Genomic DNA, 12485 nt, shown 5'->3' on the forward strand with positions numbered 1-12485 from the left:
GGGAACGGGAAAAAGAAAAGCCCCGGCCACAATCCAGATAAATCCGAGAAGGGGATTCCCATGGCTGAGATCGAGTTCATCCAGAATGTCTTCCGCAGCGGTTTCGACCTCACCGACATCGAGTGGACGACCTGGGCCGAGCCTGGCCGCGCGGGCGTCGAGCACCACGTCCTGTGGGCCCCGAACGCGGAGACCGGCGAGGAGTCGGTGGGCCTGCTGCTCCGCTTCCCGCCCACCGCGCACGGCGACTTCCACGAGCACCTCGGCTACGAACTGATGCTCGTCCTGGACGGCCAGCTGGACCACAGCGACGGCGACTCGTACGTGAAGGGCGACCTGATCGTCGAGGGCCCGGGCACCCAGCACCAGATGTCCAGCGCCTCCGGCTGCACGGTGCTGGCGATCCGCACCCGCCCGGCCTCGCCGCGCACCCCGCAGCACCCGATCCGGCCGGTCGCCGCCGCGCTGACCTCCTGACCGGCCCGGCCGGCCGGCCCGGCGGGGACCCCCGCGGGCCGGCCACCCCGGCCGCCCACCGCAACTCCCGTGACGCACCCGCCGGCTGACAGCAGTTCAGCGGCCTCCCCGCACCCCACCCAGCAGAACGTCAGAGAGAAGCCCATGTCATCGCTTACCCCGACCGGGGCGCACCTGCCGGCCCAGCGCCAGCGCAGCGGCCGCCGGGTCCTGGTCTCCAGTGTCTCCTCCGACTCCCACACCTGGAACCTCGTCTTCCTGCAGCTCCTGCTGGAGGAGATGGGCCACGAGGTCGTCAACATCGGCGCCTGCGTCCCGGACGAGCTGCTGATCTCCGAGTGCCGCCGCCACAACCCCGACATGGTCGTGGTGAGCAGCGTCAACGGCCACGGCTTCCTGGACGGCCGCCGGATGATCGGCCGGCTGCGCGACGAGGCCGACCTGGCCGACCTGCCGGTCGTGATCGGCGGCAAGCTCGGCATCCGCGGTGGTGAAGGCGGCGGCTACGGCGCCGAGTTGATGGCCGCGGGCTTCACCGCGGTGTTCGAGGACGGAGAGGGCGTGGCGGACTTCCGCCGCTACCTGGAGACCCCCAAGCCCGTTGCGATCGTCGGAGGAGCGGCATGAGCGCCCTGGCCACCACCATCCCCGCGGGCGGCGTCCGCCGCCTGCTGTCCACCGCCCCCCTTCGGCGACACCGTCGCCGCCGCCGCGGCCGCCGGCCGGCTGGTCGTCCAGCCCCGGATGGGCATGCCCAGCGTCCCGGTGATGCTCGGCGGGCTCCAGGCGGTCGCCGCCGCCGACGCCACCACGGTGGGCACCATCACCCTCGACAGCTACACCCGGGTCGGCGACCACGACTCCGCCCGCAAGGCCCTGCGCGAGGGCTCGGACCTCAACGGCTTCCCGATCGTGGCGCACGGCGCCGACGTCACCCGCGAGATGCTGGCGAACATCGGTGCCCCGGACTTCGCGATCCAGGTCCGGCACGGCTCCCCGCTGCCGCTCGGCATCGTGCAGGCCCTGCTGGACGCCGGTCTGGACGCCACCGAGGGCGGCCCGGTCTCCTACTGCCTCCCCTACTCCCGCACCCCGCTCGCCCAGGCGGTGGACGCCTGGGCCGCCAGCTGCGAGATGCTCGCCGAGCGGGTGCAGGGCGCCCACCTGGAGAGCTTCGGCGGCTGCATGCTCGGCCAGCTCTGCCCGCCCAGCCTGCTGGTGGCGATCTCCGCCCTGGAGGGCATGTTCTTCCGCCAGCGCGGCCTGACCTCCATCTCGCTCAGCTACGCCCAGGGCACCAGCTTCGACCAGGACGTGGACGCCATCGCGGCGCTGCGCCACCTGGCCGGCCAGTACCTCGGCGACACCCAGTGGCACGTCGTCCTCTACTCCTACATGGGCGTCTTCCCCCGCACCGAGGCCGGTGCGCTCGAACTCCTCCGCGGCAGCGCCACGCTGGCCCGCACCACCGGCGCCGAGCGCCTGATCGTCAAGACCCCGGCCGAGGCCCACCGCATCCCCACCGTCGCCGACAACATCCTCGCCCTGGGCGAGGCGGCCCGGGCCTCGGAGGGCGTCCTCCCGCAGCCCGGCTCGATCACCGACAACCCGGTCTACGCCGAGGCCCGCCTGCTGGTCGAGGCCGTCCTGGAGCTCGACCCCGACATCGGCCGGGCGCTGCGCAAGGCCTTCGAGAAGGGCTACCTGGACGTCCCCTTCTGCCTGCACGCCGACAACGCCCAGCGGGCCCGCAGCTTCATCGACGGCGACGGCCGGCTCCAGTGGCTCTCCACCGGCCGCATGCCGATCGCGGCGACCAAGCCCGCCGGCTCCGCCCGGCTCGGCGCCGACGACTTCCTCGGGATGCTCTCCCACGTGCAGCGCGGCTTCGACCTCGCCGCGCTGGAGACCGAGTACAGCCGCCCGACCCTCACCTCGACCACCTCGATCGCCAAGGACGCCAAGTGACCACCGACCGCAACTCCCAGGCCCCGCTCTCCCTCGGCATCATCGGCTCCGGCCCGCGCGGCCTCTCGGTCCTGGAGCGCCTGGCCGCCCGGCTGAACGACGGCGAACTGAGCGGCCGTCAGGTCCGCATCCACCTGATCGACGCGGTGGAGGTCGGCTCGGGGCGGGTGTGGCGCACGGACCAGGACGACTGGTTCACGATGAACACGGTGGTCGGCCAGGTGACGATGTACTCCGGTGACCCGGACGGCGGCCCGGCCCGCCCCGGCGCCGGCCCCTCGCTGGGCCAGTGGATCGCCGAGCGGGCCAGAACCCACGGCGAGCCGCTGCTGGGCCCGGACGACTACGCCTCCCGGCAGCGCTACGGCCAGTACCAGCAGGCCGTCTACCGCTCGATCGTCGAGAACCTCCCGGAACGGGTCGAGTTGGTGTCCGTCAAGGCCCGGGTCACCCAGGCCTCGCCGGCCGCCGAGGGCGGCTACGTGCTCGAACTGGACGCCGCCCCCTACCTGGTGGAGGTCGACCAGCTCCTGCTCGCCACCGGCCACCCGACCAACAAGGCGGACGCCTTCGAGCGCGGCATGTTCGCCTTCGCCGACCGCCACCCGGGCCTGGCCTACCTGGCCGGCGACTCCGCCGCCGACATGGCGTTGGACCAGCAGACCGTCCGCCCCGGCTCCACCGTCGCGATCCGCGGCCTCGGCCTCTCCTTCTACGACGTGATGCTCAGCCTGACCGTCGGCCGCGGCGGCACCTTCGCCACCGACGCGGACGGCACCCTGCGCTACCTGGCCAGCGGCCTGGAGCCGAAGATCGTCACCGGCTCGCGCAGCGGCCTGCCGATCCCGGCCCGCGGCCGCAACCAGAAGAACCCGAACCACAGCCACAAGCCGCGCTTCCTCACCTCGGCCGCGGTGGCCGACGCCCGCAAGCGGCGGATCGAGGCCGGCGGCAGCGGCCGCCTGCGCTTCGACGAGGACGTCCTCCCGCTGCTGATGCAGGAGGTGGAGGCGGTCCGCGCCGACTCCCAGGCCCGCTCCGGCGGCGCCCCGCTGGCCCCGCTCGACCTGGACGCGCTGGCCCGCCCGTTCCGCGGCAAGGAGTACGCCGGCCCGGAGGACTTCCGCGCCGAACTGCTGACCATCATGCGGGAGGACCTCGATGCGGCCCAGCTCGGCAACGCGGACGGTCCGCTCAAGTCCGCCCTCGACGTCCTCCGCGACATCCGCAACGTGGTGCGCGAGGCGGTCGACTACGGCGGCCTCCAGCCCGACTCCTACGTGGAGGAGTTCCAGAAGAAGTTCCTCCCCGTCAACTCCCTGCTCTCCGCCGGACCTCCGATCGAGCGGGTGGAGCAGCTGGTGGCGCTGATCGAGGCCGGCGTGGTCGAGGTGGCGGGCCCCGCCACCGAGTTCGAGGCCGACGAGACGGCCGGGAAGTTCCGGATCTCCTCCCCGCAGGTGGCCGGCTCGGTGCACCACGCCGAGGTGCTGGTCGACGCCCGGATCCCCACCCCGGACCTGCACAAGGACACCTCCCCGCTGACCACCTCGCTGCTGGCCGACGGCCTGATCGGCGAGTACGTGATGACCGACCCGGCGACCGGCGCGAGCCACGCCACCGGCGGCCTGAACGTCACCGAGGCCCCGTTCCGGGTGATCGACGCCGGCGGCCGGATCCGCTGCGACCTCTACGCCCTGGGCATCCCGACCGAGCACACCCGCTGGTTCACCCAGGTCGGCAGCGGCAAGCCGGGCCTGAACACCCTGTTCCGCCGCGACGCCGACTCGATCGCCGCCGCCATGCTCGACCTCGCCGTCACCACCACCGTCCGCCAGTCCGCCACCGTCACCGCCGGAGGAGCCGCGTGAACACCGCCGGCCGCAACCCCAACGCCACCGCCGCCTTCCGCGCCGCCCGCAACGTCCTGCTGGACAACGCGCACGACCTGGACACCGCCCGCGAGCAGTTCCAGTGGCCCCAACTCCCGCAGTTCAACTGGGCGCTGGACTGGTTCGACGTGATCGCCGCCGAGGGCGGGGACCGCACCGCCCTCCGCCTGCTGGGCGAGGGCCCGGCCCGCGAGGTCAGCTACGCCGAGCTCTCCCGCCGCTCCGACCAGGTCGCCAACTGGCTCCGCTCGCTGGGCGTGCGGCGCGGTGACCGGCTCCTGATGGCCCTGCACAACCGCCTCCCGCTCTACGAGACCATGCTCGCCGCGATCAAGCTGGGCGCGGTGGTGGTCCCCACCTACGCCACCGCCACCACCGACGACCTGGCCGACCGGCTGGACCGCGCCAAGGTCCGCCACGTGCTCACCGAGGACTCGCTGGTCGAGCGCTTCGCCGACCTGCCGGGCGGCTGGACCCGGATCAACACCGGTGCCCGGGTCGAGGGTTGGGCCAACTACGCGGACTCCGAGACCGCCCCCGAGGCCTTCGACCCGCAGGGCGCCACCCGCGGCGACGACCCGCTGTTCGTCTACTTCACCTCCGGCACCACCTCCCGCCCCAAGATGGTGCTGCACACCCACACCAGCTACCCGGTCGGCCACCTCTCCGGGATGTACTGGAACGGGGTCCGCCCCGGCGACGTCCACCTGAACATCTCGGCCCCCGGCTGGGCCAAGCACGCCTGGAGCTCCTTCTTCGTCCCCTTCAACGCCGAGGCCACCATCGTGGTCCTGGACTCCGCCCTCTCCACCCCGACCGCCGTCCTGACCACCCTGCGGGAGCAGGGCATCACCACCTTCTGCGCCCCGCCGACCGTCTGGCGCGGCCTGCTGGCCGAGGGCCTCGGCGAGGCCCCCGCCACCCTCCGCGAGGCGACCTGCGCCGGGGAGCCGCTGGAGGCCACCCTGATCAACACGGTCGAGGAGACCTGGGGCGTCTACGTCCGGGACGGCTACGGCCAGACCGAGACCACCGGCCAGATCGGCCACACCCCCGGCCGTCGCCCGCAGGCCGGCGTGATGGGCCGCCCGCTCCCCGGTTACCGCCCGGTGGTGGTGGACCCGAAGACCGGCCGCCCGGTCGCCCCCGGCGGCGTCGGCGAGCTCTGCCTGGACCTGACGGTCCGTCCGACCGGCATCATGGTCGGCTACGCCGGCGACCAGAAGAAGACCGAGGCGGCCTTCGCCGGCGGCTACTACCACACCGGTGACCTGGTCCGCCTGGGCGAGGACGGCGAGCTGAGCTACGTCGGCCGCGACGACGACATGTTCAAGTCCTTCGACTACCGGATCTCCCCGCTGGAGCTGGAGCGGGTGCTGCTGGGCCACCCGGCCGTCGAGCAGGCCGCCGTGGTGCCGGTGCCGGACCCGGTCGGCATGTGGATCCCCAAGGCCTTCGTGCTGCTCGCCCCCGAGTGGACCGAGCGCGAGGACGCCGCCGAGCTGCTCTTCGAGCGGGTCCGGGCCGAGCTGCCGGCCGAGAAGTGGGTCAAGGTCCTGGAGTTCGTCACCGGGATGCCGACCACCATCTCCGGCAAGATCCGCCGCGCCGAGCTCCGCACCCTGCAGACCCTCGGCCACGAGGAGCACCTGCTGGCCGCACTGGCGGTGGCCAACTGAGGCCCGCCGCGCACCACCACGGGACCGCGCCGACCACCTGAGAGCACGAGGGGGGCGGCGCGGTCCCGTTTCCGGCACCTGGGGCGGCGGTCACCTCCGGGGCGCTCCCGTCAGCCCGTGGTGACGCCGTACAGCTGCACGGAGGTGAGCGCGTACCCGTACTTGGTGGCCCGGGTGACGCCCTGCACCCGCAGGTACCGGGTGCCCGGGGCGTCGAAGCGCACCGTCTCGGTGCCGCCCCGGCCGTCCGCCACGGTGGCCACCGTGGTCCACGAGACCCCGTCCGCCGAGGCCTCCAGCCGGTACGCGGAGGCGTACGCGGTCTCCCAGGCCAGCACCGCCGAGCCCAGCCGGACCGGCTCCGGCAGCTCCAGCTGCACCCAGGCGTCGTCCTTCGCCGGGGCGGACCACCTGGTCCGCGGATCCCCGTCGTTGACCGCCGAGGCGGGCGTCTTCGCGGAGTCGGCGCCCGAGGCGGCGGCCGTCGCGCGCGGCGCCAGGTCGGGCCCGCCGGTCGGCGGCACCACCCGCACCCGCAGGGTCTGGCGCACCGTCATGCCCTGGGCCGCGAAGACCACCGGCACCTCGTACGTCCCGGTGGGCGTCCCGGCCGCCGCCGTCACCTGCAGCGGGGCGGCGATCCGGCCGCCGCGCGGCACCGCCAGCTCGGGCACCGGAGCCACCGTCAGGCCCTGGGCCACGACCGGCACCTCGGCGGTGAGGCGGCCGGTCACCCCGTCCGGGCGGCCGGACTCGACCACCGTGTTGGTCTGCGCCGGGGCGGCGGCGCCGGCCACCACGTCCAGCACCGGAACGGAGAGCGAGAGCCGGGCGGCCGGGGTGTCCTGGTACCAGGGCACGATCTGGTTGACCACCGGCGGCTCGCCGCCCGGCGCCCAGCTGAGCCGGATGGACGTCACCTGCCGCCCGCCGGCGGACAGTTCGTTCCAGCCGGGGCGGACCGGCCCGGCCGGCACCCAGGTGCCGTCCGGCAGCCCGAGCTCCACGGTGCCGGAGGCCTTCACGGTCGGGTCGGTCAGCACGGTGACCCGGTCCAGCGGACGGGCCGCGCCCAGCTCCACGGTGAGCGGGGCGTCCCCGGCGGCCGGGGCGGTGGCCGCCCGGTAGGCGGTGTCCGGGTTCCCGTCCAGGACCGCCGCGGCCGAGGAGCCGGGCTCGGCCAGCGGGCCGCCGGTCACCGTGGCCGGGGTCTCGCCGGGCGCGGCCACGCTGAACTCGCGCACCGCCACGGCGGTCTTCTGCCCCGAGGTGGCGCGCAGCCGGACGGCCTTGGCCACCACCCCGGGCGGGACGGCCACGGTGAGGTCCTGACGGCCGTTCAGATCGGCCAGCGGCCGCCAGCCGCCCTCGCCGGTGCTGTACTCCAGCACGCCCTCGCGCAGGAAGTCGCCGGCCGCGCTGCGGGCGTCCGGCCCCTGCCCCCAACTGCCCATCAGCACCGTGACGCTGCCCAGCGGGCGGCCCGGCCCGAGGTCCAGGCCGATGGTGTCGCCGGTCTGCGGCGGGGAGGCGGTCCAGTAGAAGGTGTCGGCCGAGTCGTCGGTCATCAGCGAGGGCCGGTGGTCGTGCGCGGTGCCCAGGGTGGTGGTCGGCGAGACCGGCCCGGCGCTCACCCCCGACCAGCTGTCGGCGGCCCGGACCGCCCGGTCCAGGAACGGATCCAGCACCCCGGCACCGACCGTGGCGCCGCCCTGGCCGAGCCGCTCCCGCTCGCCGCGCAGCGCGACCCGCTGCTGCCAGGCCGCCGAGCCGTCCCCGCCGCGCTGGGCCAGCAGCATGTCCACCGCGGCCAGCCCGGCCCGCCCGTACCCGGCCAGTTCGGCGAGCCACGGGTCCGCCTCCACCCCGACCTGCTCGGTGGCCAGCGCCTGCCGGGCCCCGGCCATGGTGGCGAAGGCGTCCCGCAGCGGAGCCGCCGCCTCGGCCAGCTTCGCCCGGTCCGGCGCGGCCCCGCCGGTCGGCTCCAGGGCCGCCCAGAACCGCTCGGCCAGCGGGGTCAGGTAGCCGGACTCGCCCTTGGCCAGCACCGAGGAGGAGCTGTGCCCGGCCAGCGCGGTGAGCGCCGCCAGGCCCTGCGCCGAGCCGGCCAGCGGGCGCAGCGCGGCCCGCCAGGAGTCCGCGGGCCGGTAGCCGGCCGGGTTCCAGCCGAAGTCGGCGGCGGTGGCCAGCGGCACCTGCGAGGCCACCGGCTGCTCCATCGCGGCGGTCAGCAGCGCGGCCGAACCGGTCGCCACCCCGGCCTCCCGGCCCTGGTACGCGCCCAGGTAGAGCCGCTCCGGCGCCGAGTCGTTGGCCGGGTAGCCGTCCAGCGTGACCAGCGGCCGCCCGGCCGCCCGGGCCGCCTCCGCGGTGGCGGCCGCCGAGATCTTCGCCGGGATCACCGCACCGCCGCTCCAGGCCACCTGGACGTCGGCGGGCAGCGCGGCGGACAGCGCCTTGCGGTACGGCGAGACGGCCGCCTTCTGGTAGTCCGTCGGCACCACCGTCAGCGGCAGCTTCCCCTTGGTCAACCGCTCCCGGACCTTGCCGACCAGCGCGGCCTGTGCCTTGGCGGCGGCCTCCGGGCCGGTGCCGAAGCCGCGCCGGTCGGTGCCGCAGTGCCACTCGTCGAAGGAGACGTCCAGGAACTCCAGCTGGAAGGCCCCGAAGCCCAGCCTGCGCAGCCCGTCCAGCTTGGCCAGCAGCGCGTCCACGTCCCGGCCCGAGCTGTAGCAGAAGGACTGGCCCGGATCGATCGAGTACCCCAGCGTCACGTGGTTCTGCCGGGCCGCCTCGGCCAGCCGGCGCAGGTCCTCGGCCTCCGCCTCCGGGTACGGGTCGCGCCAGCGGGAGAGCCGGTAGCGGTCGGCGCCCGGCGCGTAGAGGTAGAAGTTCTGCTTGGTCCGGCCGAGGAACTCCAGCTGCGCGATCCGCTGGTCGGTGCTCCACGGGGTGCCGTGGAAGGACTCCGCCAGACCGCGCACCGGCGCGCCCGAGGGCCAGTCCCGCACCGTCACGCCCGGGAACGCGAAGCCCCTGCCGTCCGCCGCCGGGGCCAGCAGCTGACGCAGGCTCTGCGCCGCGTGGTACGTCCCGTCCGCGTCCACCCCGGCCAGCACCACGGTGCCGTGCGGGCCGCCCTCGCCCGGCACCTGGCCCGCCGCCAGCAGGTAGCCCCCGGCGGGCAGCCCGTCGAAGGAGAGCGCCTCGGTGTCCTTGCGCCCGGCCGCCTGCGCCAGCTCCCGCAGCGCCCGGTCGGCCGCGCCGCCGGCCAGCTCGGCCGGGCCGCCCACGTACACCGTCAGGCTCCCGGGCGCCGGGTGCTCCGGCGGCCCGGGCAGCGGGGTGATCTCGGTCGCCCCGGCCGAGGTGAGCAGGGACCTCAGCAGGTCGACCGCCGGGCCGTCCGCCTTCTCCGCCGCCACCAACTGCACCGTCGCGGGAACGGCCACCGGCTGCCCGCCGGAGGTCAACTGCTGCGGCTGCGGGAAGAGCTGAGGGTCCGCCAGCGAACCCAGTGGGGTGCGCTCCGCCGTGCTGACGGGCCGTCCGGGGGAGGGCTCCGCGTACGCCGTGCCCGGCGCGGCCACCAGCAGCCCGCCCACCACGGCCGCCGCCGACAGCGTCGCGGCCAGCTGCAGCGTCGCCCGCCGCGGGCCCGGGCGGTGCCGCCGCTCGGCCCGGACGGAGGCCAACAGCGGTGCGGTGCCCTTGAGATCGGCGATCAGGCGGTCCGCGGCGCGCGGCGCCAGCTGACGGGCCGTCCGCGCCGTGGCCCGGCGGGCCGCCAGGGCGGCCGGGTGGTACAGCACGTCACGGAGGGCCGCACTCTGCTCGATCTGCTGCCGCAGCAGCCTCCCGGCGGCCACCGACACCCGAGCCTGCACAGGACCCTCCTCGCCCACATCGCCCCAGTCCACGTGCCCCCGGCGGCACAGCCCATCAGCAAGCCGAAACACTGTCAACGCCCGCGCCCACTATGTCCGCTATGCGGCAATGTCCGTCCGCCCACACCGACCGCGCCGCGGGCGGTGGTCACCCCGGGGGCGCGAGGCTCTGATGATGTGCGGCTCCGCCGCATGGGCGCGCGGCGGAATGGCACAGCTGGCTGACGAGAGTGGTCACCCCGGGGGCGCGGGGAACTGCGCGCGGGGGAACGGCAGCTCCTGCAACTGGCTCGCCTGCCCCGATCTCGCGCTGGTCCGCCTTCCGCTTCGCGCAGTTCCCCGCGCCCCCAACCCGCCCTCCGGGCGGCGTGTCGGGTCGGGTCGGGCGGGGCGGGCACGGGTAGGACTGGGGGTGTCCGTACGGTTACACCGAGCGCAGGAGCCCTGAAGTGGCCGCTTATCTCGACCGTGACGCCGCCGACCCGCAGCAGGCCCCGGCCCAGGAGCCGCCGCCCTCACCGGAGTTGGCCGCCCTGGCGCACGCGCACGGAGTGGACACCACGTACGACGTCGGCGCCGGCCCGGTGCCGGTCGCGCCGCACACCCTGGTCGCCGTCCTGGCCGCCCTCGGCGTGGACGCCTCCACCCCGGCCGCCGTCCGCGCGGCGCTGGAGCGCCACCGCGCCGACCTCGCCGCCCGCGTCCTCCCGCCGTGCGTGGTGGTCCGGGCCGGCCGCCGCACCGCGCTGGACGTCCCGGCCGGCGCCCGCCTCTCGGTGGAGCTGGAGAGCGGCGGCACCTGGACGCTCGCGCCGTCCCGCTCGCACTGGCTGCCCGCCGACCTGCCGCTCGGCCGCCACCGCCTGACCGTCCGCACCACCGACGGCCGGGCGGACTCCACCCCGCTGATCGTGGCCCCGCAGCGGCTGCCGGAGATCGGCCGCCGGTCCTGGGGCTTCCTGGCCCAGCTCTACTCGGTGCTGTCCGAACGGTCCTGGGGCATGGGCGACCTGGGCGATCTGGCCGAGCTCGCCGCCTGGTCCGGCCACGCCCTCGGGGCCGGCTTCGTCCAGCTCAACCCGTTGCACGCCGCCCTTCCCGGCGCTCCCTCCGACCCGTCCCCGTACCGCCCGTCCTCCCGCCGCTTCACCGATCCGGTGCACCTGCGGATCGAGGCGGTCCCCGAGTACCCGTACGCCGACCACCGGCAGCTCGCCGAACTCGGGGAGCGCGGAAGGCGGTTGAGCCAGGAGGTGTTGGCCCACGACGGCCTGGTGGACCGCGACGCGGTGCGCGCCGTCAAGCTGGAGGCCCTCGAACTGCTGCACCGCGTCCCCCGGGGCCCCGGCCGCGAGGCCGCCTACCGGGCCTACGCGGCGCGCGAGGGCAGCTGGCTGGAGCGGTACGCGCTCTGGTGCGCGCTGGCCGAGGTGCACGGCGACGACTGGCACCACTGGCCGAAGGGCCTGCGCCACCCGGACAGCCCGCACGTCACCAAGGCCGCCCAGGACCTGGCGGAGCGGGTCGAGTTCCACCGCTGGCTGGCCTGGCTGACGGACCACCAGCTCGGCGAGGCCCAGCGGGTCGCCGAGGAGGCGGGCATGCCCGTCGGCCTGGTGCACGACCTGGCGGTCGGCGTGCACCCGGACGGCGCGGACGCCTGGGTGCTGCAGGACGTGCTGGCGGCCGGCATCTCGGTCGGCGCCCCGCCGGACGCCTTCAACGCCCACGGCCAGGACTGGGGCCTGCCGCCCTGGCGCCCGGACGCGCTGGCCGCCGCCGGGTACGCCCCGTACGCGGAGCTGCTGCGGGCGGCGGTGCGGCACGCGGGGGCGGTGCGGATCGACCACGTGATGGGGCTGTTCCGGCTCTGGTGGGTGCCGGAGGGGCTGCCGCCGACCCAGGGCGCGTACGTGCGCTACGACGCGGAGGCGATGCTCGGGGTGCTGGCCCTGGAGGCGCACCGGGCCGGCACGTACGTGATCGGCGAGGACCTGGGCACGGTGGAGCCCGGGGTGCGCGAGGAGTTGACGGCCCGTGGGGTGCTGGGCACCTCGGTGCTCTGGTTCGAGCGGGACTGGCGGGCGGACGGGGCGATCCTGCCGCCCGAGCGCTGGCGGGCCGCCTGCCTGGCCACCCTGACCACCCACGACCTGCCGAGCACGGCGGCCCGCCTCTCCGGCGAGCACGTGGAGCTGCGCCACCGGCTCGGCCTGCTGGGCCGCCCGTTGGCCGAGGAGCAGGCCGAGGCCGCCGCCGAACTGGCCGACTGGCAGGCCGAACTGACCCGGCTCGGCCTGCTGGCCGAGGGGGCGGAGCCGACCCCCGAGGCCCTCTACGCCTTCCTGCTGGCCACCCCGGCCGAGCTGGTCGGGGTCTGGCTGCCCGACCTGGTGGGGGATCCGCGCCCGCAGAACCTGCCCGGCACCTGGGACCAGTACCCGAACTGGCGGCTGCCGGTGGCCGACCGGAGCGGACGCCCCGTCACCCTGGAGCAGCTGGCGGCCTCGGACTCCGCCGCCCGGCTGGTGGAGGCGCTCGGAAGGCGCACCCCGGCGAGCGGTGCCCGATAAGCGGCCGGT

6 protein-coding genes and 1 pseudogene are annotated in these 12485 nt (G+C 75.3%); 6 read left to right on the forward strand and 1 reads right to left on the reverse strand.

Features of this window, described 5'->3' with window-relative positions:
• Positions 1–60: 60 nt before the first annotated feature.
• From ABD946_RS29480 to ABD946_RS29500, 5 genes and pseudogenes are all read left to right on the forward strand, one after another.
• Positions 61–477 carry a cupin domain-containing protein gene (locus ABD946_RS29480; RefSeq protein WP_345288584.1) on the forward strand — a complete coding sequence of 139 codons (417 nt, stop codon included), beginning with the start codon at positions 61–63 and terminating at the stop codon, positions 475–477.
• 144 nt (positions 478–621) lie between these two features.
• The gene (locus ABD946_RS29485) at positions 622–1104 is read left to right on the forward strand and encodes a cobalamin B12-binding domain-containing protein (RefSeq protein ID WP_345288585.1); all 483 of its coding nucleotides are present in this window, start codon (positions 622–624) and stop codon (positions 1102–1104) included.
• Between the two features lie 72 nt (positions 1105–1176).
• Positions 1177–2445, forward strand: a pseudogene (locus ABD946_RS29490) (methylaspartate mutase); the annotation flags it as partial.
• Positions 2442–4316: an FAD/NAD(P)-binding protein gene (locus ABD946_RS29495; RefSeq protein WP_345288588.1), complete on the forward strand. Its 1875-nt coding sequence runs from the start codon at positions 2442–2444 to the stop codon at positions 4314–4316. The pseudogene ABD946_RS29490 and the gene ABD946_RS29495, both read left to right, overlap by 4 nt.
• Positions 4313–6016: an AMP-binding protein gene (locus tag ABD946_RS29500; protein WP_345288589.1), complete on the forward strand. Its 1704-nt coding sequence runs from the start codon at positions 4313–4315 to the stop codon at positions 6014–6016. The genes ABD946_RS29495 and ABD946_RS29500 overlap by 4 nt, the downstream gene beginning before the upstream one ends.
• Positions 6017–6126: 110 nt before the next feature.
• Here the strand turns inward: ABD946_RS29500 and ABD946_RS29505 are convergent, their stop codons facing one another.
• Entirely contained in the window at positions 6127–9903 is a 3777-nt protein-coding gene (locus ABD946_RS29505) for a beta-N-acetylglucosaminidase domain-containing protein (RefSeq protein WP_345288590.1), read from the reverse strand.
• A gap of 449 nt (positions 9904–10352) precedes the next feature.
• Here ABD946_RS29505 and malQ point away from each other — a divergent pair, with 449 nt between their 5' ends.
• Positions 10353–12476: a 4-alpha-glucanotransferase gene (gene malQ / locus ABD946_RS29510; RefSeq protein WP_345288591.1), complete on the forward strand. Its 2124-nt coding sequence runs from the start codon at positions 10353–10355 to the stop codon at positions 12474–12476.
• The last annotated feature ends 9 nt before the right edge of the window (positions 12477–12485 follow it).

Origin of the sequence: Kitasatospora albolonga (assembly GCF_039535905.1) — a bacterium.
In the GTDB taxonomy this organism is placed as follows: Bacteria; Actinomycetota; Actinomycetes; order Streptomycetales; family Streptomycetaceae; genus Kitasatospora; species Kitasatospora albolonga.